This window comes from Qipengyuania gelatinilytica (genome assembly GCF_019711315.1).
GTDB lineage: Bacteria > Pseudomonadota > Alphaproteobacteria > Sphingomonadales > Sphingomonadaceae > Qipengyuania > Qipengyuania gelatinilytica.
Window position 1 is genome coordinate 1,897,880 of record NZ_CP081294.1, and the last position, 26,379, is coordinate 1,924,258.

33 protein-coding genes are annotated in these 26,379 nt (G+C 62.8%); 22 read left to right on the forward strand and 11 right to left on the reverse strand.

Going from position 1 to position 26,379, the window contains the following annotated elements; genetic code table 11:
- Positions 1 to 56: 56 nt before the first annotated feature.
- Complete coding sequence (locus tag K3136_RS09530; RefSeq protein WP_221430081.1) at positions 57 to 725, reverse strand: Crp/Fnr family transcriptional regulator; 669 nt, start codon at positions 723 to 725, stop codon at positions 57 to 59.
- Positions 726 to 800: 75 nt separating this feature from the next.
- Between K3136_RS09530 and K3136_RS09535 the strand changes: the two genes are divergently transcribed.
- The gene (locus K3136_RS09535) at positions 801 to 1,655 is read left to right on the forward strand and encodes a sterol desaturase family protein (RefSeq protein ID WP_221430082.1); all 855 of its coding nucleotides are present in this window, start codon (positions 801 to 803) and stop codon (positions 1,653 to 1,655) included.
- Positions 1,656 to 1,704: 49 nt separating this feature from the next.
- On the opposite strand, the gene K3136_RS09540 is transcribed toward K3136_RS09535, so the two are convergent.
- The 4 genes from K3136_RS09540 to K3136_RS09555 form a co-directional block, all read right to left on the reverse strand.
- Positions 1,705 to 2,136: an OsmC family protein gene (locus K3136_RS09540; protein ID WP_221430083.1), complete on the reverse strand. Its 432-nt coding sequence runs from the start codon at positions 2,134 to 2,136 to the stop codon at positions 1,705 to 1,707.
- Positions 2,137 to 2,195: 59 nt separating this feature from the next.
- Positions 2,196 to 3,452 carry a serine palmitoyltransferase gene (spt, locus tag K3136_RS09545; protein WP_221430084.1) on the reverse strand — a complete coding sequence of 419 codons (1,257 nt, stop codon included), beginning with the start codon at positions 3,450 to 3,452 and terminating at the stop codon, positions 2,196 to 2,198.
- The gene (locus K3136_RS09550) at positions 3,449 to 3,694 is read right to left on the reverse strand and encodes an acyl carrier protein (protein WP_221430085.1); all 246 of its coding nucleotides are present in this window, start codon (positions 3,692 to 3,694) and stop codon (positions 3,449 to 3,451) included. Before K3136_RS09550 ends, spt begins: the two co-directional genes overlap by 4 nt.
- Positions 3,695 to 3,825: 131 nt before the next feature.
- Complete coding sequence (locus K3136_RS09555) at positions 3,826 to 4,194, reverse strand: response regulator (protein WP_221430086.1); 369 nt, start codon at positions 4,192 to 4,194, stop codon at positions 3,826 to 3,828.
- Between the two features lie 53 nt (positions 4,195 to 4,247).
- Between K3136_RS09555 and K3136_RS09560 the strand changes: the two genes are divergently transcribed.
- Genes K3136_RS09560 through K3136_RS09580 form a run of 5 tightly spaced genes read left to right on the forward strand, consistent with a single transcriptional unit; the run spans position 4,248 to position 7,494 of the window.
- A complete protein-coding gene (locus K3136_RS09560; RefSeq protein WP_425594347.1) occupies positions 4,248 to 4,538 on the forward strand; it encodes a DUF3572 family protein in 291 nt (96 codons plus the stop codon).
- Positions 4,535 to 5,164, forward strand: coding sequence for an HAD family hydrolase (locus K3136_RS09565; RefSeq protein WP_221430087.1), 630 nt, complete (start codon positions 4,535 to 4,537; stop codon positions 5,162 to 5,164). The genes K3136_RS09560 and K3136_RS09565 overlap by 4 nt, the downstream gene beginning before the upstream one ends.
- The gene (locus K3136_RS09570) at positions 5,161 to 5,616 is read left to right on the forward strand and encodes a RidA family protein (protein WP_221430088.1); all 456 of its coding nucleotides are present in this window, start codon (positions 5,161 to 5,163) and stop codon (positions 5,614 to 5,616) included. Before K3136_RS09565 ends, K3136_RS09570 begins: the two co-directional genes overlap by 4 nt.
- Positions 5,591 to 6,361, forward strand: coding sequence for a glycerophosphodiester phosphodiesterase family protein (locus K3136_RS09575; RefSeq protein WP_221430089.1), 771 nt, complete (start codon positions 5,591 to 5,593; stop codon positions 6,359 to 6,361). Before K3136_RS09570 ends, K3136_RS09575 begins: the two co-directional genes overlap by 26 nt.
- Positions 6,358 to 7,494 carry a GNAT family N-acetyltransferase gene (locus K3136_RS09580; protein ID WP_221430090.1) on the forward strand — a complete coding sequence of 379 codons (1,137 nt, stop codon included), beginning with the start codon at positions 6,358 to 6,360 and terminating at the stop codon, positions 7,492 to 7,494. The genes K3136_RS09575 and K3136_RS09580 overlap by 4 nt, the downstream gene beginning before the upstream one ends.
- Position 7,495: 1 nt before the next feature.
- Here the strand turns inward: K3136_RS09580 and K3136_RS09585 are convergent, their stop codons facing one another.
- Complete coding sequence (locus tag K3136_RS09585; RefSeq protein ID WP_221430091.1) at positions 7,496 to 7,825, reverse strand: SEL1-like repeat protein; 330 nt, start codon at positions 7,823 to 7,825, stop codon at positions 7,496 to 7,498.
- Between the two features lie 289 nt (positions 7,826 to 8,114).
- Between K3136_RS09585 and dksA the strand changes: the two genes are divergently transcribed.
- The 8 genes from dksA (at position 8,115) to K3136_RS09625 (ending at position 14,175) form a co-directional block, all read left to right on the forward strand.
- Positions 8,115 to 8,573: an RNA polymerase-binding protein DksA gene (dksA, locus tag K3136_RS09590; RefSeq protein WP_221430092.1), complete on the forward strand. Its 459-nt coding sequence runs from the start codon at positions 8,115 to 8,117 to the stop codon at positions 8,571 to 8,573.
- Positions 8,574 to 8,698: 125 nt separating this feature from the next.
- Positions 8,699 to 9,064, forward strand: coding sequence for a PilZ domain-containing protein (locus tag K3136_RS09595; RefSeq protein WP_221430093.1), 366 nt, complete (start codon positions 8,699 to 8,701; stop codon positions 9,062 to 9,064).
- A 43-nt stretch (positions 9,065 to 9,107) separates the two neighbouring features.
- Positions 9,108 to 10,571: an ABC transporter substrate-binding protein gene (locus K3136_RS09600; RefSeq protein WP_221430094.1), complete on the forward strand. Its 1,464-nt coding sequence runs from the start codon at positions 9,108 to 9,110 to the stop codon at positions 10,569 to 10,571.
- Positions 10,572 to 10,576: 5 nt separating this feature from the next.
- Entirely contained in the window at positions 10,577 to 11,047 is a 471-nt protein-coding gene (locus tag K3136_RS09605) for a DUF4112 domain-containing protein (RefSeq protein ID WP_221430095.1), read from the forward strand.
- 36 nt (positions 11,048 to 11,083) lie between these two features.
- Positions 11,084 to 11,875, forward strand: a complete 792-nt coding sequence (locus tag K3136_RS09610) for a tryptophan 2,3-dioxygenase (RefSeq protein WP_221430096.1) — start codon at positions 11,084 to 11,086, stop codon at positions 11,873 to 11,875.
- A complete protein-coding gene (gene kynB, locus K3136_RS09615) occupies positions 11,872 to 12,519 on the forward strand; it encodes an arylformamidase (protein WP_221430097.1) in 648 nt (215 codons plus the stop codon). The genes K3136_RS09610 and kynB overlap by 4 nt, the downstream gene beginning before the upstream one ends.
- Positions 12,512 to 13,729, forward strand: a complete 1,218-nt coding sequence (gene kynU, locus K3136_RS09620) for a kynureninase (protein ID WP_221430098.1) — start codon at positions 12,512 to 12,514, stop codon at positions 13,727 to 13,729. Before kynB ends, kynU begins: the two co-directional genes overlap by 8 nt.
- Entirely contained in the window at positions 13,726 to 14,175 is a 450-nt protein-coding gene (locus tag K3136_RS09625; RefSeq protein WP_221430099.1) for a hypothetical protein, read from the forward strand. Before kynU ends, K3136_RS09625 begins: the two co-directional genes overlap by 4 nt.
- Positions 14,176 to 14,178: 3 nt before the next feature.
- On the opposite strand, the gene K3136_RS09630 is transcribed toward K3136_RS09625, so the two are convergent.
- Positions 14,179 to 14,787 carry an HNH endonuclease gene (locus K3136_RS09630; protein ID WP_221430100.1) on the reverse strand — a complete coding sequence of 203 codons (609 nt, stop codon included), beginning with the start codon at positions 14,785 to 14,787 and terminating at the stop codon, positions 14,179 to 14,181.
- Between the two features lie 127 nt (positions 14,788 to 14,914).
- On the opposite strand from K3136_RS09630, the gene gluQRS reads away from it, so the two are divergent.
- The 5 genes from gluQRS to K3136_RS09655 all read left to right on the forward strand — a co-directional run bounded on the left by gluQRS (position 14,915) and on the right by K3136_RS09655 (position 17,921).
- A complete protein-coding gene (gene gluQRS / locus K3136_RS09635; protein WP_221430101.1) occupies positions 14,915 to 15,745 on the forward strand; it encodes a tRNA glutamyl-Q(34) synthetase GluQRS in 831 nt (276 codons plus the stop codon).
- Between the two features lie 9 nt (positions 15,746 to 15,754).
- Entirely contained in the window at positions 15,755 to 15,985 is a 231-nt protein-coding gene (locus K3136_RS09640; RefSeq protein ID WP_221430102.1) for an HIG1 domain-containing protein, read from the forward strand.
- 13 nt (positions 15,986 to 15,998) lie between these two features.
- The gene (locus K3136_RS09645; RefSeq protein ID WP_221430103.1) at positions 15,999 to 16,574 is read left to right on the forward strand and encodes a cob(I)yrinic acid a,c-diamide adenosyltransferase; all 576 of its coding nucleotides are present in this window, start codon (positions 15,999 to 16,001) and stop codon (positions 16,572 to 16,574) included.
- A 60-nt stretch (positions 16,575 to 16,634) separates the two neighbouring features.
- Complete coding sequence (locus tag K3136_RS09650) at positions 16,635 to 17,507, forward strand: 3-hydroxyacyl-CoA dehydrogenase NAD-binding domain-containing protein (protein WP_221430104.1); 873 nt, start codon at positions 16,635 to 16,637, stop codon at positions 17,505 to 17,507.
- 66 nt (positions 17,508 to 17,573) lie between these two features.
- Positions 17,574 to 17,921, forward strand: a complete 348-nt coding sequence (locus K3136_RS09655) for a hypothetical protein (RefSeq protein WP_221430105.1) — start codon at positions 17,574 to 17,576, stop codon at positions 17,919 to 17,921.
- Here K3136_RS09655 and K3136_RS09660 read toward each other — a convergent pair whose 3' ends face one another.
- From K3136_RS09660 to mutS, 3 genes are read right to left on the reverse strand one after another with little or no spacing between them, the layout of a single operon-like run.
- Positions 17,922 to 18,332 carry a YidH family protein gene (locus K3136_RS09660; protein WP_221430106.1) on the reverse strand — a complete coding sequence of 137 codons (411 nt, stop codon included), beginning with the start codon at positions 18,330 to 18,332 and terminating at the stop codon, positions 17,922 to 17,924.
- A gap of 41 nt (positions 18,333 to 18,373) precedes the next feature.
- Positions 18,374 to 18,778 carry a hypothetical protein gene (locus tag K3136_RS09665; protein ID WP_221430107.1) on the reverse strand — a complete coding sequence of 135 codons (405 nt, stop codon included), beginning with the start codon at positions 18,776 to 18,778 and terminating at the stop codon, positions 18,374 to 18,376.
- A 24-nt stretch (positions 18,779 to 18,802) separates the two neighbouring features.
- Positions 18,803 to 21,427, reverse strand: coding sequence for a DNA mismatch repair protein MutS (gene mutS, locus K3136_RS09670; RefSeq protein ID WP_221430108.1), 2,625 nt, complete (start codon positions 21,425 to 21,427; stop codon positions 18,803 to 18,805).
- 113 nt (positions 21,428 to 21,540) lie between these two features.
- Between mutS and K3136_RS09675 the strand changes: the two genes are divergently transcribed.
- From K3136_RS09675 to K3136_RS09685, 3 genes are all read left to right on the forward strand, one after another.
- Positions 21,541 to 23,805, forward strand: a complete 2,265-nt coding sequence (locus K3136_RS09675; protein WP_221430109.1) for an NADP-dependent malic enzyme — start codon at positions 21,541 to 21,543, stop codon at positions 23,803 to 23,805.
- 37 nt (positions 23,806 to 23,842) lie between these two features.
- Positions 23,843 to 24,991: an acyltransferase family protein gene (locus K3136_RS09680; RefSeq protein ID WP_221430110.1), complete on the forward strand. Its 1,149-nt coding sequence runs from the start codon at positions 23,843 to 23,845 to the stop codon at positions 24,989 to 24,991.
- 114 nt (positions 24,992 to 25,105) lie between these two features.
- Positions 25,106 to 25,711 carry an outer membrane protein gene (locus K3136_RS09685; RefSeq protein WP_221430111.1) on the forward strand — a complete coding sequence of 202 codons (606 nt, stop codon included), beginning with the start codon at positions 25,106 to 25,108 and terminating at the stop codon, positions 25,709 to 25,711.
- Positions 25,712 to 25,723: 12 nt separating this feature from the next.
- On the opposite strand, the gene K3136_RS09690 is transcribed toward K3136_RS09685, so the two are convergent.
- Positions 25,724 to 26,374 carry an SDR family NAD(P)-dependent oxidoreductase gene (locus K3136_RS09690; RefSeq protein WP_221430112.1) on the reverse strand — a complete coding sequence of 217 codons (651 nt, stop codon included), beginning with the start codon at positions 26,372 to 26,374 and terminating at the stop codon, positions 25,724 to 25,726.
- Between the last annotated feature and the right edge of the window lie 5 nt (positions 26,375 to 26,379).

Sequence of the window (26,379 nt, forward strand, 5' to 3'; positions counted from 1 at the left end):
GCGTTGAACAATTAGGCGTGGTGGCAAATTTACCAAGAAATTCAGTTTTTTCACGCTCAACTGAGCGCGAACCGCGCGAGCCGGTCGCGGTCGGGAATGCGGATCGTACCGTAACCGCGCTCGACCAGCCGGTGCCGTTGCAGTTCCTTCAGCGCCGCGTTGGCGGTTGCGCGGGTGACGCCGAGCAGGTCGGCAAGCTCCTGCTGGGTGATGGCAACGCTCGCTCTGCGCTCCTCCTCGCCGATCATTGCGGCCAGCAGTCCGGCCAGCCGCGCGGGATTGGTCCCGTGGCGCAGGCCGGCGAGGATCGACAGGCTGTATTGCAATTGCTCGGACAGCGCGCCGAGCAGGGCGCGGGTCGAGGCAGGATAATTGCCCAGCGCTTCGAGGAAGGGGCGCGCGGCGATCAGGCGCAACCGGCTTTGTCCGCGTGAAATCGCATCGACGATCCTCGGATTGCCGGAAAAGACCGCCAGCTCGCCATAGGAATCGCCCGCGCCGAGCAGCGCCACGGCACGAAACTCTCCATCCGGAAGGAACTGGCCCACGCGAACCGCGCCTTCCTCGATCAGCCAGAAGCCATCGGCCGGATCGCCACGCTGCTGGATGATCTGTCCGTCGGCAAATGTGCGCTCGCGCGAGGTGCGGACCAGATGCGCCTGGAGCGCGGTGTCGAGCGCCGAAAACAGCATCGGCGTCACCAGCGAGCGCCGAGTCGCGCTCAATTGTAAAATTCTCGACATTCTGACGATGCGGTAAAGGCTAGACAGGGATTCGACAAGTTTGCCCGGAGAATCCCCGTGCCCTCATCGACCATCGCCATCCTCGCCATCTACCTCGGTTTTGCGGCGCTCGAACTGTGGCGCTCGAACCTGTTTTCAAAGGCGGAGCAGACCCGCGATGACGGTATCGTGGAAATCGTCAGCATTGTGGCCCTGCTAGGTTTCACCCAGCCGATGGTGCTGTTCGGTGCGGCTGCGCTGGCCGGGCTGATCGCTCCCCAGTACCAAGGCGCCCTGTCGGGTCTCAACGTCTTCGCGGCGATCGGGCTGTTCCTGATCCTCGACGACATGATGCAGTACTGGTGGCACCGTGCGGCACACACGTTCCCTTGGCTCTACAACCTGCACCGCCCGCACCACAACGCGCGCTACATGAGCGTCCGGCTCGTGTACCGTAACAACCTGTTCTATTACGCGATGATGCCGGGAATCTGGCTGTCCGGCGTCCTGATATACCTCGGCCTGGGCTGGGTATATGCGGGCTATATCGTGGTGAAGCTGCTGGTGATTACCGGCGCGCATTCGGATGTTGCCTGGGACAAGCCGCTTTATGCGATCAAATGGCTTTCACCGGTGATGTGGGTGGTCGAACGCACGATCTCGACGCCCTCGACGCACCATGCCCATCACGGCCGTCATGCCAGCGATCCGGCGGTGAATTACAAGGGCAATTACGGGAACCTGCTGTTCTTCTGGGACGTGCTGTTCGGTACCGCGAAGATCACGCGCAGCTATCCGCAAAGCTACGGGGTCGAGAACCTTCCGGAGACTTCGCTGGGCGAACAGCTTGCATGGCCGCTGTTCGGAAGCATCCCCCAAGAGGCCAAGCCGCAGGACAAGGTAGGAGAGGGGACGGCGCAAGGCGCCGCCTGACGGAAGGGCCGGTCGGGTTTGCGACCCTCCCGGCCGGCCCTTCTAAGTCTCAGCCCTCGAACGTCGTCTCGAGAGTGAGCTCGCAATCCAGAAGTTTTGAAATCGGGCAGTTTTCCTTGGCATCGGCAGCCAGTTCCTCGAACTTGCCCTGGTCCATCCCTGCGACCTTGCCCTTGGTCGACAGCGCCGATTTCGTCACCCTGAACCCGCCATCTTCCTTCTCGAGCGTAACCTCCGCGCTGGTGGTTACGCGGCCATCGCTGAAACCGGCCTCGGCAAGCTTGAAGGAAAGCGCCATGGTGAAGCAGCTCGCGTGGGCGGCTGCCACCAGTTCTTCCGGATTGGTGCCGGGTGCATCCTCGAAACGGGTGTTGAAGCCATAGGGCTGGGCGGCCAAGGCGCCCGAACCGGTCGAGACGTGACCCTTGCCGTCCTTGCCAAGGCCCTCGTAGGTTGCGCTGCCGCTATTCGTCGTTTTCATCGCAGAAATCTCCTTTCCCCGAGGAGACGGACGAGCGGGCGGGCGCGTTCCCTGACGGCCTAGATAATGCCGATTTCCTTGCCCGATTTCTCGAAGATATCGAGGATCTGGCCGACTTCCTCTTCGGAATGTTCGGCGCACAGCGAGCAGCGCAGCAGCGTCATGTTTGCAGGCGTCGCCGGCGGGCGGGCGAGGTTCACATAAAGGCCGTTCTTGATCAGCGCTTCCCACATTGCCGCGCCCTGCTGGAGATCGGGCATGATCACCGCGATGATCGCGCTCTGCGGCTCTTCGGTGCCGAGCTTGAAGCCGAGATCGCGCAGGCCCTTGTGGAGGTTCTTCGAATTCTCCCACAGGTGCGCGCGCTTGTTCGAACCGTGCATCAGCTTGCGGATGCTGGTCGCCGCAGTCGCGACAACGCTCGGCGGGAGCGATGCGGTGAAGACATAGGGGCGGCAAACGAGGCGCATGATCTCGAACTTGGGATGGTTCGAGACGCAGAAACCGCCGACCGTACCGACGCTCTTGGAGAAGGTACCGATGATGAAATCGACATCGTCGATCACGCCGGCATCTTCCACCACGCCGCGGCCGTGTTCACCGATGAAGCCCATCGAATGCGCTTCGTCGACCAGCACCATGGCGCCGTATTTCTTCGCGACAGCGACCATTTCCTTCAGCGGGGCAACGTCGCCCAGCATCGAGTAGACGCCTTCGAGGATGACGAGCTTGCCGGCATCTTCGGGAATGCGCTTGAGGCGCTTTTCCATCGCTTCGATGTCGTTGTGCTTGAAGGGCACGACTTCGGCATTGCCCATGGCGCAGCCGTCCCAGATGCTGGCGTGGCTGTCGATGTCGAGGACGATGTAATCGCCCTTGCCCGCGATCGTGCTGATGATCCCGAGATTGGCCTGATAGCCGGTCGAGAAGACCATCGCGTGGTCCATGTCGTAGAATTCGCGCAGGGCTTCTTCGCATTCCTTGTGGCCCTGGTAGGTGCCGTTGAGAACGCGGCTGCCGGTGGTGCCCGATCCGAAATCGGCCAGCGCCTGCTTGCCCGCCTCGACCACGTCGGGGTCGAAGGTCATGCCCATGTAATTATAGGTGCCGAGCAGGATCGTCTCGCGTCCGTTGCAGATCGCACGGGTCGGCGAGAGGACCTTTTCCATCACCAGGTTGAAGGGGTCGGTCTGGCCGGTCGCCAGCAGCCCTTCGCGCAGCGCAATGATATCGTCGAACTTGGAGAAGAGGTCCTTGTCGCTTGCGTGGCCCTCGATCGGTTCCGGCTGGTCCGGCTGGCTGATACCTTCGCTCATGCGTCGGCCTGCAGCTTGGTCACCGCGTCGACCAGCTGGCCGTAATTCTCGATCTCGGCCTGCTGGTTCATCGAGATGATGATGTCGAACTCGTCTTCGATCTCGGCGACGAAATCCATGACCGTTAGGCTGTCGAATTCCAGGTCGTTTTGGAAGGTCGTCTCTTCGGTGATGGTAACGCCCTTCTTGTTGAAGGGTTCAGCGAGTTCGCGGATCTTCGCGTCTACCTGGGCACGGTCCATGAAAAGGTCCAATTCTAAGTTGTGCAGTGCGACCCGCATTCGCGGATCGTAACGAATGAGGCGGCAAAGCGGTTTCCGCCGCGTTTTGTCAAGCGCGGCCTAATCCATTCGATTGCATGCCGCGCGCCCGATTATCCGTCGAGCAGCTTGCGCACGGCAGCCATGAACGGCCCGATCGATACCGGTTTGGCGAGATAATCCTGCGCGCCTGCTTCGCGAATGCGTTCCTCGTCGCCCTTGCCGGCATAGGCGGTGACCGCAAGCACGGGAACCTCGTCGAAATCGGCATCCGCCTTCAATTGGGTGATCAGGTCGACCCCGCTGACATTGGGCAGCTGGATATCCATGATGACCAGCTCGGGGTGGAACTTCTTCGCGGTCGCCACCACATTGCTGCCATCGGAAACCGGCACCACCTCGTATCCGCTCGCTTTGAGCACGTCGCAAAACAGCTTACGGTTGAGGTCGTTGTCCTCGACAACGAGGATTCTCTTTGCCACGGGGCGGGTCACTCCTGTCACTTGCTGGCAGGGCTTAGGAGTTAGCAGGACCAGTGACAATTCCGAGAGGCGACAAATCGGCGGATGGAGACGCTCGCGCGCCCGAAGTCCTCGCGCTGGAGGCGCTCGGCTGGGCGCTGACCGACGAACGCCGCGCGGATCGCCTGCTGTCGCTGACCGGCCTCACGCCAGAGCGCCTGAGGCACGGGATAATGGAACGGGCCGTGCAGGCCGCCGTTCTGGAATTTCTGGCGGCTCACGAACCCGACCTCATCGCCGCCGCTGATGCACTGAACACCAAACCGGAAACGCTGGTCGCCGCCGCCAGGGAGCTGAATTCATGACACGCCCGCTCATCATCTCGGACTGTGACGAGGTGCTCCTCTACATGGTCTCGCCGTTCAAGTACTGGCTGGCCGAAACGCAGGGCGTGGAATTCCGCATGACCGGAAATGATTTCAGCCAGGCGCTGCGCTGGCAGGATAGCGGCGAGGTGCTCGCGCCCGACGATATCTGGAAAATGCTCGGCCGATTCTTCGATACGGAAATGCACCGGCAGGATCCCATCCCCGGCGCGATCGAGGGCATCAACACGCTGGCCGAGGAGGCCGATGTCGTCATCCTCACCAACCTCGTCGACAAACGGCAGCAGATGCGTACCGAACAGCTGGCGGGTCATGGCCTGAACGCGCGGGTATTCACAAACCAGGGCCCCAAGGGTCCGGCGCTGCAGAACATCCTCCAGGAATATGCGCCCTCGAAGGCCATCTTCATCGATGATCTCGCACAGCATCACCGTTCGGCCCGCGAGACGATCTCCGAAATCACGACGCTCCACCTGTGCGGCGAACCGATGCTCGCCCCGCACATCGATTGCGCGCATACTTCGGGCCATGCCGATGCCCGGATCGACACTTGGGCCGAAGCGCTGCCGTGGCTGCGCAGGCAACTGGAAAAGGAAGAAGCATGAGAGTTCACGAACGACTTGAGGAATTGGGAGTGAAGCTCCCGAAAGCAGCAGCTCCCGTTGCCAGCTACCAGCCGGTCGTCGTCGATGGTCATATCGCCTATGTTTCGGGCCAGCTGCCGTTCGTCGACGGCAATCTCGTCACCGGCAAGCTGGGCAAGGACGTGTCGATCGAGCGCGGTCACGAAGCTGCTCGCGCCTGCGGCCTGATGATCCTCGCGCAGCTGGAAGCCGCCGGCCTGCTCGAACGGGTTGCGCAATTCGTGAAGCTGGGTGGTTTCGTTGCCTCGGTTCCCGAGTTCACCGACCAGCCCAAGGTCATCAACGGTGCGTCGGACCTGATGTACGAGGTCTTCGGCGATGTCGGAAAGCACGCCCGCAGCGCCGTCGGCGTTCCGGTCCTGCCGCTCGACGCTGCTGTCGAAGTCGATGCGATCGTTGCTCTCAAGGCTTGATGCGCTGATTGTCGGCCAGCACGACCCGGCGCGGGTCGGCTGGCTGCGCGACTGGACCTATGCCCATCGCGGCCTGCATTCGGACGGCGTTCCGGAAAACTCGCTGGCCGCCTTCGCGCTCGCAGCCGAGCGCGGTCTTGGAATAGAATGCGATATCCAGCGCAGCCGCGACGGCTGTGCGATGCTACTGCATGACTGGGAGCTCGACCGCCTCACCGCCGTCAGCGGCCCGACCGCCGGCCATTCCGCCGAGGAGCTCTCGCAGATTGCCTTCCTCGACAGCGAGCACAAGATTGCCCGCCTCGATGATCTGCTGCCCATCCTGGCCGGCAAGGTCCCGATCCTCATCGAGATCAAGTCGAAGCGCGGCTACGACGTAAAGCGATCCTGCCGTGCGGTGGCCCATGCGCTGGAAGGCTATGCCGGACCGCATGCGGTGATGAGCTTCGATCCGCGTGTTTGTGCATGGTTTGCAGACCATTCGCCGCAAACGGTGCGCGGGCTCGTCATGCGCGAAGACGAACACGGCATGACGCAGAAGGCGTGGCAGCGTCATGTCGCCCTGTGGGCGGCGCGACCCGAATTCATCGCCTATCACGTCGCGGCGCTGCCGAATCCGATGGTAGCAGGACTGAAAGAGCGCGGGATGCCGGTGCTCACCTGGACCGTCAATTCGCCCGAGACCCGCGCGCACGCACAGCTGCATGCCGACGCGCTTATCGCCGAAGGAGAAGGGCTGGCGTGAGTGACGAGGGGCTTGCTGCACGTGTCGCCGGGTCGGTCGGTGCGATCGACCGTGCGGCATGGAATGCGCTTGCCGGCGACAATCCCTTCATGAGCCATGAATTCCTGACCTCGCTGGAGGATTCGGGCAGCGTGGGGCCGGGCACCGGATGGCAGCCTGTCCCGCTCGTCATTTCGTCCGAAGACGGTCCGCCGCTTGCCGCCATGCCGTCCTATGCGAAGGGGCACAGCCAGGGCGAATATGTCTTCGACCATGCCTTTGCCGATGCGTGGGAGCGGGCAGGGGGGCGATATTACCCCAAGCTCCAGATTGCAGCGCCATTCACGCCCGCCACCGGGCCGCGCCTGTTGTTGTCCGACAGCTCGCTTGCAGCGCCGCTGTTGTCTGCAGCCGAGCAACTCTGCCTGCAAAATGACTTCTCGTCGGCACATGCGACTTTCATCGAGCCCGACCAGCTCAGCCTGTTCGAGGAGGCCGGCTGGCTCCTGCGCAGCGACATCCAGTTCCACTGGGTCAATCAGGATTTTGGCAGCTTCGAGGATTTCCTCGCCACATTGACCTCACGCAAGCGCAAGGACCTGCGTAAGGAGCGCGCCGCCGCGCAGGAAGGTCTGGAAATCGTCCGGCTGAGCGGAGACGCGATACGCCCCGACCACTGGGATGCCTTCTGGCATTTCTACCAGGATACAGGGGCGCGCAAATGGGGCCAGCCTTACCTGACCCGCGAGGCGTTCGACCTGTTCGGCGAGCGGATGGGCGAGAAGATCGTACTGGTGCTGGCGCTCGAAGATGGCGAACCGATTGCTGGTGCGCTCAATTTCATCGGCGGCGACGCGCTGTACGGTCGCTATTGGGGCTGTTCGAAGCAGGTCCGCTTCCTGCATTTCGAACTTTGCTATTACCAGGCGATCGACGTGGCGATCGAACTGGGTCTCTCACGGGTGGAGGCGGGCGCCCAGGGCGGGCACAAGCTGGCCCGCGGTTATGAGCCCGTCGAAACGGTGTCTGCACACTGGTTCGCCGATAGCGGATTCCGCGCGGCGGTGGCGGAGTTCCTCGAGCGAGAGCGCGAAGGCGTGGCCGCCGACCGCAATTATCTCGAGCGAAGAACGCCTTTCAGGAAATCGGTCTAGGTCAGGCAACCTTGCGCGATCCGGCAATGAGCCATTCGCGTGCACGGCGCTGGGCCTCGGCGATTTCGCGAGCGGTCATTTCGTCCGAAACATCGGCGCGGCACCATGCGGCTTCCTCGTGGCCCTTGGAGGCCGCGATGTTGAACCATTTGTGTGCTTCGATCATGTCGGTGGTGCAGCCATGGCTTCCGGTCGAGAATGCGACGCCGAGCGCGTAGAGCGCGTCGATGCTGCCTTGCTCGTAATCGGCCAGGTGTTCGGCGATGGTGACGAGTGCCTCGTCGCTCTGTTCGATCCGGCCTGCACCGCCTTCGATGGACTTGAGTTGCATCTTACAAACTCCCCCAATTCAACCCGGCTCCCCTGCCGGACAAGCTCAGGTGTCGGCCTTTATAGTCAATAAATGGTTAACGCCGATCTTCACCATTTGCTGGGGTCCTTGCCGGTAGGCTGCGCTTAATGTGTCACAGGCTATAGGATGAATTCGGAAAGCCGCTTGTGCCTCCAAGGCACGCCTCCTATAGGCCGCGCCATCGGAGCGCTGCGGGTACCGGAAAAATCCGGACCGGCGGGTCAAGCGGCTCTTCGGATACGATTTTGGAAGAAGGGTGAAAGGCTCAATGGCCACCTCGGCGTCGAATGTTTCCGAAAAACTCAAGCAGGCCAAGGCTGCCGTCGACAAGGACTACGTCCCGTCGGACGATGAAGAGTATATGGGCGAGCGGCAGCTCGACTATTTCCGCATGCTGTTGCTGGATTGGAAGAAATCGATCCATGATGCTGCCGGCCAGACGCTCCAGTCGCTGCAGGACGGCCCAATCCGCGAGCCTGACCTCAACGACCGCGCTTCTTCGGAAACCGATTGGGGCATCGAACTGCGCACCCGCGACCGCCAGCGCAAGCTGATCTCCAAAATCGATTCCGCCCTGCGTCGTATCGATGCAGGTGAATACGGCTGGTGCGAAGTCACCGGCGATCCGATCGGCTTGCGCCGCCTGATTGCACGCCCTGTCGCGACCATGACCGTCGAGGCACAGGAAGCGCACGAACGCCGCGAAAAGATTTCGCGCGACAACTGAGCGGCTGTCCCTTTCCGGGAAGTTTCCAAATTAACCATTGGTCGAAACCAATGCTTATGAGAGCGGCGCCTACACCCGTGCGTGGATCGTATTGACGGGTGAGCATCCAGTTGGAGACGCTTGGGATGACTGCTATCGATACCCGCAACCTCAAGCGGGACAGCCTGTTTTTTATGGCCGGCCTGCGCCGTGAAGGTTCGGCCGAGGCCGAACGCGTCAAAATCCGCAACTTGTCCGACGGCGGCATGATGGTCGAAAGCACCGCCATGCTGCGCAGCGGCGAACGGGTCATGGTCGAGTTGCGCAACATCGGTTCGGTGATGGGGAAAGTTGCCTGGACGCAAGGTTCGCGTGTGGGTGTGGCTTTCGAAGAACCCATCAATGCATCCCTTGCCCGAACCCAGCTGGTTGGCGAACAGAGCGAGGCGCCGCGCTATGCCCGCCCTGCAGTTGCGCCGCGAAATCCCGACTGGAACATCCGCCGCGTCTAGATTGGACGTTTGCGCCGCACGGACTGCCTGCTAGGCCGCTGCGATGCATCGTATCGGCACATCGCTCCTCGCCCTTGCAGCACTGGCATCGTGCACTGCATCGCAGGACGATGGCGTTGTCGATATCGCTTTCATCGATCCGGAACCCTATGCCTCGCCTGGTCCCGAGGCAGCACCACAATCGCAGCGAGCCATACGGGCTGCCACTCGTCAGGGCCTGGTGCGCTTCAACCAGGTGGGCGAGGTCGTTCCGGCGCTGGCAGAGCGGTGGATCGTCACCGACGATGGTCGCAGCTATATCTTCCGTATCACCGAATTCGACCTGCCCGACGGATCCCGCCTGACAGCTCAGGCGGTTGCCGAATCCTTTCGCCGGAAGATCCGCCAGCACGAGGGCGACAGCCTGGGACTCGACCTTGCCAAGGTCACCGAAGTGCGGGCGATGACCGGAAGGGTCATCGAAATCCGGCTGAGCAGCCCGATGCCTGCATTGCTCCAATTGCTCGCCCAGCCAGAGCTAGGCATCGATCTGGAGCGCGGCGAGGCCGGACCGATGAGCGTAACGCGCGAAGGGAATGTGGCGATATTGCTGGCAATCCCTCCCGAACAGCGCGGTATGGCCGAGCAGTCGAACTGGGACGGAATCACGCGTGCCGTCGAGGTCATCCCGACGAAGGCCCCGGCCGCGGCGCGGGCCTTCTCCCGCGGCCAGGTCGACGCAATCTTCGGCGGGCGCATGGCTTCGCTGCCGCTGGCGGTCACCGACGCACTTTCTCGCGGAACGGTGCGGCTGGATTCCACCCTGGGGCTGTTCGGCCTCGATGTGATCCGTACGGACGATTTCCTGGCCAGCGCTGCCAATCGCGAGGCCCTGGCACTGGCCATTGACCGAACCGGCCTCGTCCAGCAATTCAATCTCGGGGGCTGGGCGGACACCACCCGGATCGTGCCGGCTGGCCTGCCGGCCTATACCGCCGAACAGGGCGAAAGATGGCCCGGCGTTTCCCTTGAACAGCGCAGGGCACGTGCCTCCTCTCTCGTTAGGGCATGGGAAAGCGCAACGTCGAATTCAGTCGAAGTGATGATCGACCTTCCCACAGGACCGGGGTCCGACATCCTGTTTGCGGCATTGCAGCGCGATTTCGCGGCCGTCGGGATCGACGCGAAGCGGGCCCGTCCGGGTCAAGATGCAGACCTTGCCTTGCGCGACGAGACGGCGCGCTACGCGGGGGCGCGCTGGTTCCTCAACCAGTTTCACTGCAGCGTATCGCCGCGCGTGTGCTCGCCCGATGCCGATTATCTCATGCAGCTGGCGCTCGATGCGCTGAATCCCGCCGAGGAGGCGTCCTACCTCGCCGAAGCGGAATCGACGCTGCTGTCCACGAACCTCTATATCCCGCTGGGCGCACCCATCCGCTGGTCACAGGTCCGTGCAGGTGTGGAAGGCTTCTCGGAAAACGCCTGGGCGTTCCATCCCTTGTTCCCGCTCTCGCGCGCCCCCATCTAGGGCGCATGGATGACAATCGCCTTACGCCGATAGAACCCGATGCCAACAGGCAGGACGGTTTCGGATCGCAGGCCGGTGCCGGGCCGCTACGTTTCGATTTTCCCATGGGAAATGATCCGCACTCGATCCGTCGCAGGATCGAGGCGATGGAAATGATCCTCGAGCGCAGCATGGTCCTGCCGGGCACGAACTACCGCATCGGCCTCGACACCGTCGTCGGGCTGGTGCCTGTGATCGGCGATCTCATCACTGCCGCCATGGGCACCTACCTGGTGTGGGAGGCGCGCAATCTCGGCCTGCCGAAATGGAAGCTGTGGCATATGATGGGGCGCATTGGTTTCGACACGACTCTCGGTGCGGTTCCGATCGTGGGCGATGCCTTCGATCTTGTATACCGGTCGAATTCCAAGAACCTGAAGACGGTCAAGAAGCACCTCGACAAGCACCATCCGCACACCCGCGTCATCGACCAGTAGTTTCATCGGTGACGAATGCGCGCTAGGGCAGCGGGCATGAGTTCAGACGTCACCTATTCGAGCTATCTCGACCTCGACCGTATCCTGTCTGCGCAGCACCCGTCGAGCGATGCGCATGACGAGATGCTGTTCATCATCGTCCACCAGGCCAGCGAACTCTGGCTCAAGCTCTGCCTCCACGAACTGCTCGAGGCGCGCGAGTGTATCCGCGAGGACCGGCTGAGGCCTTCCTTTAAGATGCTTGCGCGTGTCGCGCGTGCGCAGGGCCAGCTGATCCAGAGCTGGGACGTGCTCAGCACGATGACCCCGCATGACTATTCGACCATCCGCCCGCATCTGGGCGGGTCGAGCGGCTTCCAGAGCGCGCAGTACCGGATGATGGAATTCCTCCTCGGCGGGCGCAATCCGGACATGATCACCATGCACGAGGCAACGCCCGAGGTGGCCCAAGCCCTGCGCGAAGAACTCACCCGCAAGAGCATTTATGCCGAGGCCATCGCCCTCCTGGCGCGGCGCGGTTTCGATATTCCGGAAGAAGTTCTCGAACGCGATCACGCAGCCACGTGGGAGCACTCGCCCGCGGTCGAGGCGGCATGGGCGGAAGTCTACCGCGACCCCAAGGAATATTGGGACCTTTACGAGCTGGCAGAAAAGCTGGTCGATCTCGAATACCATTTCCAGCGCTGGCGTTTCGGCCATCTCAAGACGGTCGAACGCATCATCGGCTTTAAGAAGGGGACCGGCGGCACGCCCGGTGTGCCCTACCTCGCTGGAGTGCTGAAGGCAGCATTCTTCCCCGAACTGCTCAGCGTCAGGACTGCACTGTGAGCTCGTACAAGAGCACGCGCCGCATCTGGGACATCAGCCAGGTCCTGCGTCCGGGCCTGCCGGTCTGGCCGGGCGATACCGAATTCTCGTTCGAGCGGACATGGCGGATGGACGAAGGCTCGCCGGTAAACGTCGGCCGGATGACAATGAGCACGCATTCGGGCACCCACGCCGATGCGCCGCTGCATTATGCGGAGGACGGGCTCGATGCCGCCAGCATGGAGCTCGACCCCTACATCGGAACGTGCCTGGTGGTGGATGCGCGAAAAGTGACGAGGCGGATCGATGTCGCCGACCTTCCCCAGATCGACAGCGTCGACCGCGTCCTCTTCCGCACCTGGGACGAATTTCCGCATGACGAATGGCGCAGCGACTGGCTGCCCATCGCCGATGAAACCATCGAATGGCTTGCGTTGCAGGGGGTGAAGCTGATCGGCACCGACGCGCCGAGCGTCGATCCACAGGACAGCAAGACCATGGACGCGCACAAGGCAGTGCTGAAACATGACATGCGCATCGTGGAAGGGCTGGTGCTCGATGATGTCGAAGAAGGGCGCTACGAATTGATCGCCCTCCCGCTGAAGGTGGGCGGAGGCGATGCAGGCCTGTGCCGCGCGATCCTGCGGGAGCTGGGCGATGATTGAGCGCGCAAGGCAACTCGACGCGGGCGACCCGCTGGCCGAATATCGCGAGCGGTTCGACGTGCCTGAGGGCGTCATCTATCTCGACGGCAATTCCCTCGGCTGCCTGCCCAGGGCGACCCCTGCGCGGCTGGAAGAGGTCGTGCGCGAGGAATGGGGCCGTGACCTCATCCGCAGCTGGAACACGGCGGGCTGGATCGACCTGCCCGCAAAGGTCGGCGGCAAGATTGCGCCGCTTATCGGGGCAAAGCCCCATGAGGTCATCGTCGCTGACAGCGTATCGGTGAACCTGTTCAAGCTGATTTCCGCCGCGCTCGCCATGCGTCCCGGACGCAAGGTGGTGCTCAGCGAGCCGGGCAATTTCCCGACCGACATCTACATGATCGAAGGGCTGGAAAAGCAGGGCCTTGCCGAGCGCCGGCTCTCCGAGCGCGGCAAGCTGCTCGAGGCGCTGGACGAGGACGTGGCGCTGCTCCTCCTCACTCATGCGCATTACAAGACCGGTGAGCTGTTCGACATGGGGGCGCTGACCCGCGCCGCGCATGAGGCAGGCGCGCTGGTGCTGTGGGACCTCTCGCATTCGGGCGGCGCGCTGCCGGTCGATCTGAACGCCTGCGAGGCCGATTTCGCGGTTGGCTGCGGCTATAAGTATCTGAACGGCGGCCCCGGCGCCCCGGCCTACGCCTTCGTGGCCGAGCGGCATCTTGCGGACACGCAGCAGCCGCTGTCCGGCTGGATGGGCCACGCCAAACCCTTCGCCTTCAGCGACGACTACACACCCGCGCCGGGGATCGAACGCCTGCTGTGCGGCACGCCCGGCATCCTCGGTCTATCCGCGCTGGAAGTGGGCGTGGACATCATCGCCGAAATCGGGGTCGAGCGGCTCTACGCCAAGTCGCAGAAACTGTCGGAATTTTTCCGCCAGTGCCTTAGCGAGAGCGGTGTGGAGCTCGAACTCGTCAGCCCCACCGACCCGGCAAGCCGCGGCAGCCAGCTCTCCTTCCGCCACGCAGAGGCCTACGCCATCTGCCAAGCCCTCATCGCCCGCGGCGTCATCGGCGACTTCCGCGACCCCGACATCCTCCGCTTCGGCTTCGCGCCAGCCTACCTGCGCTTCGAAGACATGGCGGAAGCTGCGCGGCATCTGGTTGAAGTCTTGGAGAATGGCGAGTGGCAACGCGAAGAGTTCCGTCAGAGGGCAGCGGTTACGTGACGACCGCCAGCTATCTCATGCCGGAATTCGAGAAAGAGATTCTCAGTCAACTCGAACGAGCGGTTCCGGAAGATCTGGCCCGCAATGATGAAGCGCTAATCACGTTGGATGCTCGATCCGAAGAAAAGCGCTTTAGAGACGCGCTGTCTCCCACCCTTGTCGCGGTGCTAATCGACAAGTGGAATAAGGGAAACTTGACCTACGTCAGCGAGACCGGGGTCCCGGGTCGAACCTTCGGCAAATCCTTCGTCCAGAAGCGCAAGACAGATTTGACGGCGCAAAGTCGGTTGATAGTGCGCGAGAAACTCATGGCTTGGCAGAAAGCTCGCGCCAAGTTTCTTGACGAGCGTGACGAACTTAACTTCGCGTCCGGCATCGAGATAATTTACCCAGTCTTCAAAGGTCGTTTGATCTTTGATTACGCCTATTCGCTAGAGCTGGACTGAGCCTCACTCCTCCAGCTCGATGTCCCAATAGAGCCAGTCGCGCCATGTCTCGTGGAGGTAGTTCGGCGGGAACATCTTGCCGTGCTGTTGCAATTGCCAGTGGGTCGGACGGATAGGCTCGGCGTAGAGTTGCATGCCCGCCTGTTTCGGCGTGCGGCCGCCCTTTTTCATGTTGCAGGGTGCGCAGGCGGTGGCGATGTTTTCCCACGTGGTCTTGCCGCCCAGCCGGCGCGGGACGACGTGGTCGAAGGTCAGATTGCTCTGGTCGCCGCAGAACTGGCAGGAAAACCGGTCGCGCAGGAACAGGTTGAAGCGCGTGAAGGCGGGAAATTCGCTCGGTTTCACATATTGCTTCAGCGCGATCACGCTGGGAATCTTCATGTCGAGATTGGGCGAATGCACCTCGCGGTCGTAGGTCGCGATGACGTCCACCCGATCGAGGAAGATCGCCTTGATCGCAGTCTGCCAGGGCCACAGGCTGAGCGGGTAATAGGACAGCGGCGTATAGTCCGCGTTCAGTACCAGCGACGGGCAGGACTGGAGGTTGCGGGTCGGATCCTCCGCTGCGGAGCGGAACCTTGCGGCTCTCTCGATCAGTTCGGCTTTGAACACTTCTTGCGTCCCTCCCTGACTGCGCCGATACATCCATGCGCAGATTCAAGCGTCAAGACTGTTACACACCAGCTATCCACAGGCTTATCCCGTGCCGATGCACCGGCGGGCCGCTAGAAAGGGGCCAATGACCGTTACCCGCTTCGCCCCAAGCCCGAATGGCTCGCTGCATCTCGGCCATGCCTATTCGGCCATTGTCGCCCACGATCTGGCCAGGGAACGGGGTGGTCGTTTCCTGCTCCGCGTCGAGGATATCGATGGCGAGCGATCGCTTCCCGAGAAGGCAGAGGAATTTCGCGAAGACCTCGCCTGGCTCGGGCTGGACTGGGAAGAGGTGCCGGCGCAATCGACCCGGCTCGAAAGCTATGAGCAGGTCGCCCGCGACCTCTTGGGCCGCGGATTGCTCTATCCGTGCAGCTGCACCCGCAAGCAGATCATGGCGCTCAAGCCACGCATGGGACCGGAAGGGGCGATCTATCCCGGGACCTGCAAGGGCCGCCTGCTCGATCCGGACAAGCCCGCTGCCCTGCGCCTCGATGCGGATCGTGCCATGGCGGAGGTCGGCGAACCGTTCTGGGAGGACGAGGTCGGCGGGACGCAGATCGCTGATCCGCGGGTGTTCGGGGATGTCGTCCTGGTGCGCAAGGATGCGCCCGCCAGCTATCACCTCGCTGCGACGCTCGACGATGCAGCCGATGGCGTCACGCTGGTCACGCGGGGGCAGGACCTGTTCGCCGTGACGCATATCCACCGGGTCCTGCAGGAACTGCTGCACCTGCCCGTGCCGACGTGGCACCACCATCCGATCCTGCTCGATGACACCGGAGAGAAACTCGCCAAGCGCCGCAATTCGCCCAGTCTCGCCGATCGCCGCAAGCAAGGCGAGGATGGCAAGGAGCTTGCGGCCCGCCTCAGGGCAGGGGAATTGCCCACTGGAATTACGCTGGCGAGTGCCTAAGTAGGCGGCATGAACACTGTATTCGTCATCGTCCTGCTCGCGGCCATGGTCATGGTCGTTGTCTCGCTCGTCCGGGGAGTGGTCGCATTCCTGAAAAGCACGAAGGTCGACCTCGAAAGCGGCCAGCAAGTCGATGCGACCGAGATGCAGCTGAAGCAGAACAAGGCGATGATGGCGCGCGTGAAATGGCAGGCGGTGGCGATCGTCGTGCTGGCCATCATGATGGCCGTCGCAAACTGACGACCCGCCGCAGGTGGTAAAGCTCAACAAAATTTATACCCGCACGGGCGATGACGGCACGACCGGGCTGGTCGATGGCTCGCGCCTGCCCAAGCATGCCGCCCGGATGGAAGCCATCGGCGCGGTGGACGAAGCCAACAGTGCGCTCGGCCTTGCTGCCGTAGCGCTGGGCGAGGGCGACCATGCGGACGCAATCTACCGCATCCAGAACGACCTGTTCGATCTCGGTGCCGACCTTGCGACGCCCGCAGAAGATGGCGACTTCGCCCCTTCGGAGATGGTCTTGCGGATCGTGCCTGCGCAGGTCGAATTGCTGGAAAAGGCCATCGATGCGCTCAACGATAATCTCGAGCCGCTCACCAGCTTCGTGCTGCCGGGCGGAAGCGAGCAGGCCGCGCGGCTCCATGTGGCAAGGGCGAGTGCTCGCCGTGCCGAACGCGCGATGACCGCCATGGCGGACGCCGAGCCGACCAATCCGCAAGCGCTGGCCTATATCAATCGCCTGTCCGATTACCTCTTCGTCCTCGCCCGTGTGGCCAATGACGGCGGCAAGGGCGACGTGAAGTGGATTCCGGGCGCTAATCGCTAGCCAGCCTCCCCAGCCTTCGCTAAGCCGCGCGCTTTGCTGCACATGCGAAGGGATTTTTCGATGAGCAAGACGATCGCCATCATCGGCGCCGGACAGATGGGTTCGGGTATCGCCCAGACTATTGCCCAGCACGGAATGGACGTGTTGCTGGCAGACGTCAGCCTCGACGTCGCCGAGAAATCCGTGGCGGGCATCGACAAGGCGTTCGGCAAGCTGGTCGGCCGCGGCAAGATCGAGATCGCCGAGGCGGAAGCCGCCATGAAGCGCATCACGCCGGTCGGCGACTACAGCCGCATGGGCGAGGCCGAACTGATCATCGAGGCCGCCACCGAGAAGGAAGAGATCAAGAAAGTCATTTTCCAGAAGGCTGGCGAAATGCTCGCCCCCGATGCGATCATGGCTTCGAACACCAGCTCCATCCCGATCACGCGCATGGCGAACTATTCGCCCGATCCGGCGCGCTTCATCGGCCTGCATTTCTTCAACCCCGTACCGGTGATGGGCCTGATCGAGGTCATCCCGGGCCTTGCGACTTCGGCCACGACCACCGACCGCACCAAGGCTTTCGCCGAGGCACTGGGCAAGGAAGTGGTGCTAAGCCAGGATGAACCCGGTTTCGTGGTCAATCGTATCCTGTTGCCGATGATCAACGAGTCCGTCTTCGTGCTCGGCCAGTCGACGGCCGGGATCGAGGATATCGACAAGGGCTGCCGTCTTGGCCTCAACCACCCGATGGGGCCGCTCCAGCTGGCGGACTTCGTCGGGCTCGATACCTGCCTCGATATCCTGATGGTGCTCTACAAGACCACACGCGACACCAAGTACCGGCCGGCGCCGCTGCTGGTGAAATATGTCGAGGCCGGGTGGCTTGGCCGCAAGACCGGTCGCGGCTTCTACGATTACTCGGGCGAAGAACCGAAACCCACCCGGTAGGAACTGGCCCACTCGCGAGGAACTGGGACGGGTTGCCGCCCGTTGGTTGTGCAAAGGAGAATTTGCATGACCGACCGCAAGGTAGAAAGCCAGGAAATGCGTCAGTCGGGCCTCGCGCCCGAGACGCATAATGACGAGCAGGACGATCACAGGTCGCAGGCACAGGAAGTCGCCGAACAGGCGCAGCAGCTGACCAGCGAAACCGGATCGCCGACCGAAAGCATCAAGGGCGACAACAAGTCCGGCCTGATGGGCGATTCCACGCAGGACACGATCGATCACATGCGCGACATGGAAAGCTCGGGCCGGATCGACATGGACGCCTATCGCGGCGAGCCCAACCACGACGATAACGAAGGCAAATACGGCAAGAGCAACGAAGTCGATCCGGACCTTCCGAACGAGAACGACTGATCAGCCGGCGATATCGCCATCGTTGAGGAGCCACAGGCCCGCGGTAAGGATCGCGGCGCCTGTGGCCACGGCGTAGGCCATGATCTTGAAATTGGGGGTCGGGATGGCCTCGAACTCGTGCGGATTGAGCCTTTGCAGCGTCCTGCAGGCTCGCCGTTCTGCGGTTACCGCCAACCAGGCACCGCCGACGATGAACATCGTCGCGATGGCTTTTGCGAGCCAGGGTGGCTCGAATTCACCGAATACGGCCCGAAAGCCCAATCCGATGCCGATTGCCGCAAAGGCGGTACGCATCCAGCCTGCAAAGGTCCGCTCCATCGCCATGATGTTGCGGTCCTCGGCGAGATCGGTGCGGAACTCCGCCCACTCGGTGCTTTTGTCTTTACCTTCCGGCGGATCGTCCTGGGCCATGCCCTTTCAAGCGGATAAGGCCTTGATGGGTTCCTGACCGTTTACAGCGGGTCGGTCGTGGAGAAAGGCTCGGTATCGTTGATGAGGTAGCTATTGTCGGGCGGCGTCGTGTCCGCCGGGCCGTCATTGGATCCTGCCGCAGCGTACCAGCTGTCGAGGCTCGGCGCTTCGCCCTCGGTGCCGCTTTCCGCATACCAGCTTTCGAGATCGAGCTCTTCTTCTGCGGGCGGCTGGCCTTCCGGTCTCGTGCTTCTGGACGAAGAGCCGGTGCCGGATTGCATCTGCCGCGAGGGGGCCAGAGTCTTGGTCCCGTGCTTGTCCTGGAACGCCATTTCGGCATCGCGCATGCCGGCTTCCCGACTGAAATAGCTCGAAATGCCGTAGAGCATCGCGGCGCACAGGCCGACAATGACCCCGAGTCCGATGAATGTCGTGCGTAAGGACATGCCCGCGTAATTAGCGCCGATTGGTTAATTTGCGCTTTTCGCCGCTTCCGCCTTGAGCCGGTACAATTCCTCGAGCGCTTCGCGCGGGGACAAGGCATCGACGTCGAGTGCCTCGATCGCGTCGCGAAGCGCATCGCACTGCTCTTCTTCGGCCTGCGCGGTGACTGCGAAAAGCGGCAAATCGCCGAGCCCTGCGGCAAGCCCGCCGGTCTGCTCGCGACCCTTTTCCAGCTTGTCGAGCACGGCCTTGGCCCGCTTGATCACCGGCCTGGGAAGGCCGGCCAGCTTGGCGACCGACAGGCCATAGCTGCGGTCGGCGGCGCCTTTTGCAAGTTCGTGCAGGAGGACGAGGTCGCCCTTCCATTCGCGCGCGCGGACATGGTGGAGGCTCAGGGCGTCGCAGGTCTCCGCGAGGCGGGAGAGCTCGTGATAATGCGTTGCGAACAGGCAGCGGCATGCCAGTTGCTCGTGCACCGCCTCTACCACCGCCCAAGCAAGCGCCATGCCGTCATAGGTCGAGGTGCCGCGCCCGACCTCGTCGAGGATGACGAAGCTGCGGTCGGTCGCCTGGCTCAGGATCGCCGCTGTCTCGACCATTTCGACCATGAAGGTCGAGCGCCCCCGGGCGAGATTGTCCGACGCGCCGACACGGCTGAACAGCCTGTCTGCAAGGCCGATGCGCGCGGATGTTGCGGGCACGAAGCTTCCGGCCTGCGCGAGCAGGATGATCAGCGCATTCTGACGCAGGAAAGTCGATTTACCGCCCATGTTCGGGCCGCCGATGAGCCACAGCCGGTCGTCGGGGCCAAGCGTGCAGTCGTTCGCCACGAAACGTTCGCCGGTCTTGGCGAGCGCCTGCTCCACGACCGGGTGACGCCCCCCGATGATTTCGAGGCAGGACTCGTCCAGCATTTCGGGGCGCGACCAGTCGCCTTCCACGGCCCGTTCGGCAAGCGCAGCGCAGACGTCGATCCGCGCCAGGGCGGCAGCGGTTGCAGCGATGGCTTCACGGGCGGCAAAGACTTCGCCGACCAGTTCTTCGAAATGGGCCTCTTCGGCGGCGAGGGCATGCGCGCCTGCCTCGGCAATCCGGCTGGCTTCCTCGTGCAGGCCGACCGAATTGAACCGGACCGCGCCTGCCATCGTCTGGCGATGGGTGAAACCGCTGTCCTGCGCCATCAGCTTGTCGCCGTGCCTGGCGGGCACTTCGATGAAATAGCCGAGCACCTTGTTGTGCTTGATCTTGAGCGAGGCTGTGTCGGTTTCCGAGCGGTACTTTGCCTCCAGCGCGGCAATCGCCTTGCGGGCATTTCCGGAAGTTTCGCGCAGCGCATCGAGCGCATGATCGTAACCGCTGGCAATGAAGCCGCCCTGGCTGCGCTCCGTCGGCGGTGAGGGGACCAGCGCCCGGGCAAGATGGTCCACCAGTGCCGCATGGCCGCCAAGCGCAGAGATCATTCCCGACAGCAGTGGCGGCAGGTCGGCGCTCGCGCCGAGCATGTCGCGGACTCGCCGTGCCTCGGCGAGGCCATCGCGGATCTGGCCGAGATCGCGTGGGCTCCCGCGACCGGCGACCAGCCTGCCGAGCGCGCGGCCGATATCGGGCGCCTGCCGCAGGACCGCGCGCAGGTCTGCCCGGAGCAGCGGGTCCGCGTGGAAATGCTGCACACTCGCGAGACGCGCTTCTACTGCGGACAGATCGGCGAGCGGGGCCGAAAGGTCTTCGGCCAGCTGGCGCGCACCCGCGCCGGTCGCGCAGCGATCGAGACAGGCGATCAGGCTCCCTTCGCGCCCGCCGTTTTGCGCTGCGAGGATTTCGAGGCTCGAACGGGTCGCTGCGTCCATCGCCAGATGCGCTTTGCTGCCGCGCGCGACAGGAGGCAGGAGGAAGGGCAGTTTGCCGCGGCCTGCATGATCGAGATAGGCGATCAGCCCGGCGGCAGCAGCCAGCATCGGGCGCGAAAAATCGCCAAGGCCGTCAAGGGTTGCCAGCCCGTGGATGTCCTTGAGCCGGGCTTCGCCGTCTTCACTGCGGAAATCGTGGCGCGGACGGGTAATGATGCCCTCTGCAACCTCGTCCCAGTCGTCAGGAGCCACGATTTCGCTCGCCCCGAGGCGGGCAAGCGCGGCATCGATCCGGTCGGGCGCGCAGTCTTCCAGCTCCATCCGGCCGGTAGAAATGTCGCACGCAGCAATTCCGATCCCGTCGCGAACGGGCGCGACGGCGACAAGCAAGTTCGCGCGGCGCGGTTCGAGGAGTGCCTCTTCCGTCAGCGTCCCGGCAGTAACAAGCCGCACGATATCGCGGGCGACCAGTGCCTTCGACACGGGTTTGCCCTCGCGCTTGGCGCGCTCCTTGGCTTCGTCGGGTGTCTCGGTCTGTTCGGCAATCGCGACCCGGCACCCGCCCTTGATCAGCCGCGCAAGATAGCCTTCGGCAGAATGGACCGGCACTCCGCACATCGGCACCGGCTCCCCGCCATGTTCGCCGCGCGTGGTGAGTGCGATGTCGAGGACCTGAGACGCTACCTTCGCGTCTTCGAAGAACAGCTCGAAGAAGTCGCCCATGCGATAAAACAGCAAGGCATCGCCCGCCTCGCGCTTGAGCGCGAGATACTGCTGCATCATCGGTGTGGGTTTGTCGGCCATGCCCCCGGCCTAGCGAGGGAGAAGGCGATTCGGGAGTCGGCCAAACGCCCTTTCCCCTATGACTTCGCGCAAAATCCTCTTAGGGGCTGTGCGCAAGATATCAGAGGACACAGATGGCTGAAGAAAAGCAGACCGGTTTCACCACTCGCGAGGCGCTCTTTTACCACGAGACCATTCGCCCCGGTAAGATCGAGATCATTGCCTCCAAGCCCATGGCGACCCAGCGCGACCTCGCGCTTGCCTATTCGCCCGGTGTCGCGGCGCCGGTCGAAGCGATTGCCGAAGACCCGCAGAATGCCGCGCGTTACACCGCGCGCTCTAACCTCGTCGCGGTGATTTCGAACGGCACCGCGATCCTCGGCCTCGGCAATCTCGGCGCTTTGGCATCGAAGCCTGTGATGGAAGGCAAGGCGGTGCTGTTCAAGCGCTTCGCCGACGTGGATTCGATCGACCTCGAACTCGACACCGAAGACCCCGAAGCGTTCATCAACGCCGTCGCGCTGATGGAGCCGAGCTTCGGCGGCATCAACCTCGAAGACATCGCCGCACCCGAATGCTTCATCATCGAGCAGGCCCTGCGCGAGAAGATGAACATCCCGGTGATGCATGATGACCAGCATGGCACTGCCATCATCTCTGCTGCCGGCCTGATCAATGCCTGCCACCTGACCGGCCGCGATCTCGACAAGGTCAAGATGGTGGTCAATGGCGCAGGCGCCTCGGCGCTCGCTTGTACCGCGCTGATCAAGGCGATGGGCGTCCGGCACGAAAACGTGATCGTGTGCGATCGCACCGGCCCGATCTACCCGGGCCGCGAGAATGTCGACCAGTGGAAGAGCGCGCATGCGGTCGAGACCGAAGCGCGCAGCCTGGAAGAAGCGCTCGAAGGGGCAGACGTTTTCCTCGGCCTTTCGGCAGCCGGCGCGCTGAAGCCCGAATGGGTCGAGAAGATGGCCGACAAGCCGATCATCTTCGCGATGGCCAATCCGACGCCTGAAATCATGCCCGAAGAGGCGAAGGCGGTGCGCCCCGATGCAATTATCGCCACCGGCCGCTCGGATTATCCGAACCAGGTGAACAACGTCCTCGGCTTCCCCTTCATCTTCCGCGGCGCGCTGGACGTGCAGGCGACTTCGATCAATGAAGAGATGAAGATCGCCGCGGCACAGGCAATTGCCGAACTCGCCCGCGAGCGCGTGCCCGAGGAAGTTGCCGCAGCCTACGGCGTGAGCCACCAGTTCGGCGAGGAATACATCATTCCTGCACCGTTCGATCCGCGCCTCATGGAGGTCGTTTCCTCGGCAGTCGCCAAGGCTGCGATGGACAGCGGTGTCGCCAAGGCTCCGATCGAGGATTTCGAAGCCTATCGCCACGCGCTCAAGGTCCGCCTCAACCCGACCACAGGCGCGCTGACGAATATCTACGAGCAGGCCAAGGCCAACCCCAAGCGGGTCGTATTCGCCGAGGCGGAAGAAGACGTGGCGCTGCGCGCTGCCATCCAGTTCCGCGATTACGGTTACGGCGAGCCGATCCTCGTCGGGCGAACCGACAAGGTTCTCGCCAAGTTGGAGGAACTGGGTGTCGATGATCCGGACGACTGGATCATCGAGAACTCGAACCTGTCGGACAAGGTGCCGGCGATGGTCGATTACCTCTACAAGCGGCTGCAGCGCCGCGGTTACACCGAGCGCGACGTTGCTCGCATGGTGAACCAGGAGCGTAACGTCTTTGCCGCCTTGCTGGTCGCCCTCGGCCACGGCGAGGCGATGATTTCCGGCCTTACCCGCACCTTCAGCCAGACGGCGCGCGAAGTGGCACGGGTGCTCGACCCGAAGCCCGGTGCGACCCCGTTCGGCATTCACATGATGGTCGGCAAGAACCACACCACCTTCCTTGCCGACACGACGATCAACGAGCGTCCGAGTGCGGCCGAACTGGCGCATATCGCCAAGGAAACCGCCGCCGTTGCACGGCGCATGGGTCACGAGCCGCGGGTTGCCTTCCTCTCCTATTCAACCTTCGGCAATCCATCGGGCCAGTGGCTCGGCAATATCCGCGATGCCGTGGCGCTGCTCGACGCCGACGAGGGCGTGAACTTCGAATATGAAGGCGAAATGGCGCCCGACGCTGCGCTGAATTCCAAGGTGATGGAACTTTATCCGTTCAGCCGCCTGTCGGGACCGGCGAATGTGCTGATCATGCCAGGCCTGCAATCGGCAAACCTGTCGGCCAAGCTGCTTCGCGAGCTGGGCGGCGAGACCACGATCGGCCCGATGATGGTCGGCATGGAAAAGCCGGTCCAGATCGCTCCGATGACCGCGATTGCGCCAGACGTGCTGACGCTGGCGGTGCTCGCCAGTGCTGGCGTGGTGGGTTAGGGTTCCTTACCAGGGACGAAGCCACTAGGGCGAACGAATGTATCAGGGCCTGTACCGTTTCATCCTCGCATCGATGGTCGTCTATGCGCACCTGCTTCCCAACGTCGCGGACGTGGGGAAGGCGGCGGTGGCCGGTTTCTTCATGTTGTCCGGCTTCCTCGTTACCCGGATCGTGAACGGGCGCTATTCCGACGGGTTGCGCGGTTTCGGTATCTTCGTGCTCAACCGTGCGCTGAGAATCTATCCGACCTTCTGGGTCTGCCTCGCCTTCGCTTTCGCAGCGATTGCCCTTTTCCCCACCGTTGCGGCCAATACCAACCCGCGCATGGTGCTGACATCGGACATCGGCGAGATCGCCAAGCAGATCCTGATCTTCGGCCAGCTGGGCCCCGAAGGGCGGGCACCGGTCGGCTGGATCTCGGTCGGCTGGAGCTTGTCGGTCGAGCTCGTCTATTATCTGCTGATCGCCACCGTCCTTGGCCGCTCCAAAATCGCGACCGCGCTCTGGCTCGTCTTCGGTATCGGTACGATGACCTACGCGATCGGGAATCTCGGCCTCGACGAAGCCTATTTCTCCTATCTCTACATCACGCTGGTTTTCGCCATTGGCGCAGCGCTCCACCACTTCGGCGAATGGTTCGACAAGGTGTTCTCGCTCATCGCCACCAAGGGCTCGCCCAAGACGGCGATCGCAGCGATTGCCCTGCTGCTGGCCTATGTCTTCTGGCAGGAGCCGATCGGGATATACATCTATCTCGAGACGCGTTCGATGGACGAAATCGCGCGCGTGTTGCCGCTCGATTCCATCTGGATTTTCTACGGCACTCTGCCCTTTGCCGCCTTCGCCATGTGGGCGACGCTCGCGGTGCGGGTCGACGATAGCTCCGTGCTGACAGGATCGAAGCTCGCCAGGGTTTCGGATTATCTCGGCGAATTGTCCTATCCCGTCTTCCTGCTCCATTTCGCCATGCTGATCATGGTCACCGGCCTCCTTGGCGGAACAGGCGGGCAGGGGCCGGAGCGCGTGCTGTGGCATTCGCTCGTCGCCATCCCGCTGGTCTATATCCTCGCCATGCTGGTGGTCCGTTTCGTCGAACAGCCGGTCCAGCGCCTGCGTGACAAGGTACGCGACCTGACCCACGGCAAGGTAGCCGATCCGCGGATCAAGGACGTCCAGGTCCCCTGATTGTCCGGCTGGTCGCAAAGTTGGTGCGGCCCGTCCGACCGTTCATCCTTTCGCAAGCGCGACGGCGCTCTGCATCCTTTCACGTGCAAGGGATCGCATGTGAAAGGATCGCAAATGAAAAAGATTATCGCACTCGCCGTCATCGGCGCTGGATTTGCTGCAACCCCCGCAATGGCAGATGATACGGAAGCCCCCGGCGGCTTCTACATCGGTGCTCTGGGCGGCTATGAAGGGGTCAATGTTGAATCGACCGACGGCACCGCCACGGCGACCGCCGATTCTGCAGTCTACGGTATCAATGCCGGTTATGACCTCAGCCTCGGCGGCGCATTCGTCGGCGTCGAGGGCGAGCTGTCGACCAGCGACGGTTCGACCAGCTTCCCGGGCAGCTTTGCTGGCGCTCGCGAAGGGCTGGAAACCAGCGGCCAGTATTATCTCGGTGCCCGTGCAGGCTTCGCCCTGACGCCCGGCATCGCCGCCTATGGCAAGGTCGGCTACACCTCGCTCGACACGACCGCGTTCACATCGAGCGGATCGCTGTCGGATCTCGAAGAGAATACCGACGGCATCCGCTATGGTGCGGGCATCCAGATCGAGCTGCCTTCCGCACTCGAAGCGCGCATCGAGTATCGTCGTTCGCAGTACAACGACCTCGCCGATATCGACCAGGGTGAGGCGACGACCGACCAGATCGTCGCCGGGATCGGCCTGCGCTTCTAAGCTAGATCTCGATCAGAACGGCAGGGCCTTGCCGGTGTAGTCGACATATGCGTAACCACCGCTCGCATTCTCGATGACATCGGCGAGGCCCTTTGCACTTTCCTCGACAGTGATGTGGGCATTGGGCCCGCCCATGTCGGTCTGCACCCAGCCGGGATGCAGCGAGAGAACGGCTACGTCGCGCTCCGACGCATCCTGCTCGGCGATGCCCTTCGCGAGCATGTTCTGCGCGGTCTTGCTCGTCCGGTAGAGCTCGTATCCGCCAGAGCTGTCCTCGATCGAACCCATGAGCGAACTCATGAAGGACAGCGAGCCGCCCTGCTTGATCTGGGGCAGCAGCTTCTTGCCGAGATGCGCGGGGCCGAAGGCGTTGGTCATCATCACTTCGGCAACCTCGTCCGGCGTCGCCTGCTCGCTCGACTGGTGCTTGGCGCCGGTGATGCCTGCATTGACGATCACCGCGTCGAATTCGCCCGCTACATTGCCGAAAGTCGAAGGGTCGGTGACGTCCAGCGTCTCGACCGCCACACCTTCGAGCGCGTGCAGGTCTTCGCTTTTCGAGCGCTCGGTGCCGGTGACATCCCAGCCGCGCGATTTGAACTCTTCTGCAAGGCCGAGGCCAATGCCGCGCGAGGCGCCGACGATGAGGACGTGTTTGGTCATTGTGG

What these genes read in the sequence shown, in the direction of transcription:
- K3136_RS09540 (WP_221430083.1), bottom strand. Translation starts at nt 2,136, where the DNA reads ATGAAAACGACGAATAGCGGCAGCGCAACCTACGAGGGCCTTGGCAAG.
- spt (WP_221430084.1), bottom strand. Translation starts at nt 3,452, where the DNA reads ATGAGCGAAGGTATCAGCCAGCCGGACCAGCCGGAACCGATCGAGGGC.
- K3136_RS09550 (WP_221430085.1), bottom strand. Translation starts at nt 3,694, where the DNA reads ATGGACCGTGCCCAGGTAGACGCGAAGATCCGCGAACTCGCTGAACCC.
- K3136_RS09565 (WP_221430087.1), top strand. Translation starts at nt 4,535, where the DNA reads ATGACACGCCCGCTCATCATCTCGGACTGTGACGAGGTGCTCCTCTAC.
- K3136_RS09570 (WP_221430088.1), top strand. Translation starts at nt 5,161, where the DNA reads ATGAGAGTTCACGAACGACTTGAGGAATTGGGAGTGAAGCTCCCGAAA.
- K3136_RS09575 (WP_221430089.1), top strand. Translation starts at nt 5,591, where the DNA reads ATGCGATCGTTGCTCTCAAGGCTTGATGCGCTGATTGTCGGCCAGCAC.
- K3136_RS09585 (WP_221430091.1), bottom strand. Translation starts at nt 7,825, where the DNA reads ATGCAACTCAAGTCCATCGAAGGCGGTGCAGGCCGGATCGAACAGAGC.
- dksA (WP_221430092.1), top strand. Translation starts at nt 8,115, where the DNA reads ATGGCCACCTCGGCGTCGAATGTTTCCGAAAAACTCAAGCAGGCCAAG.
- K3136_RS09595 (WP_221430093.1), top strand. Translation starts at nt 8,699, where the DNA reads ATGACTGCTATCGATACCCGCAACCTCAAGCGGGACAGCCTGTTTTTT.
- K3136_RS09600 (WP_221430094.1), top strand. Translation starts at nt 9,108, where the DNA reads ATGCATCGTATCGGCACATCGCTCCTCGCCCTTGCAGCACTGGCATCG.
- K3136_RS09605 (WP_221430095.1), top strand. Translation starts at nt 10,577, where the DNA reads ATGGATGACAATCGCCTTACGCCGATAGAACCCGATGCCAACAGGCAG.
- K3136_RS09610 (WP_221430096.1), top strand. Translation starts at nt 11,084, where the DNA reads ATGAGTTCAGACGTCACCTATTCGAGCTATCTCGACCTCGACCGTATC.
- kynU (WP_221430098.1), top strand. Translation starts at nt 12,512, where the DNA reads ATGATTGAGCGCGCAAGGCAACTCGACGCGGGCGACCCGCTGGCCGAA.
- gluQRS (WP_221430101.1), top strand. Translation starts at nt 14,915, where the DNA reads ATGACCGTTACCCGCTTCGCCCCAAGCCCGAATGGCTCGCTGCATCTC.
- K3136_RS09640 (WP_221430102.1), top strand. Translation starts at nt 15,755, where the DNA reads ATGAACACTGTATTCGTCATCGTCCTGCTCGCGGCCATGGTCATGGTC.
- K3136_RS09650 (WP_221430104.1), top strand. Translation starts at nt 16,635, where the DNA reads ATGAGCAAGACGATCGCCATCATCGGCGCCGGACAGATGGGTTCGGGT.
- K3136_RS09655 (WP_221430105.1), top strand. Translation starts at nt 17,574, where the DNA reads ATGACCGACCGCAAGGTAGAAAGCCAGGAAATGCGTCAGTCGGGCCTC.
- K3136_RS09660 (WP_221430106.1), bottom strand. Translation starts at nt 18,332, where the DNA reads ATGGCCCAGGACGATCCGCCGGAAGGTAAAGACAAAAGCACCGAGTGG.
- K3136_RS09665 (WP_221430107.1), bottom strand. Translation starts at nt 18,778, where the DNA reads ATGTCCTTACGCACGACATTCATCGGACTCGGGGTCATTGTCGGCCTG.
- mutS (WP_221430108.1), bottom strand. Translation starts at nt 21,427, where the DNA reads ATGGCCGACAAACCCACACCGATGATGCAGCAGTATCTCGCGCTCAAG.
- K3136_RS09675 (WP_221430109.1), top strand. Translation starts at nt 21,541, where the DNA reads ATGGCTGAAGAAAAGCAGACCGGTTTCACCACTCGCGAGGCGCTCTTT.
- K3136_RS09680 (WP_221430110.1), top strand. Translation starts at nt 23,843, where the DNA reads ATGTATCAGGGCCTGTACCGTTTCATCCTCGCATCGATGGTCGTCTAT.
- K3136_RS09685 (WP_221430111.1), top strand. Translation starts at nt 25,106, where the DNA reads ATGAAAAAGATTATCGCACTCGCCGTCATCGGCGCTGGATTTGCTGCA.
- K3136_RS09690 (WP_221430112.1), bottom strand. Translation starts at nt 26,374, where the DNA reads ATGACCAAACACGTCCTCATCGTCGGCGCCTCGCGCGGCATTGGCCTC.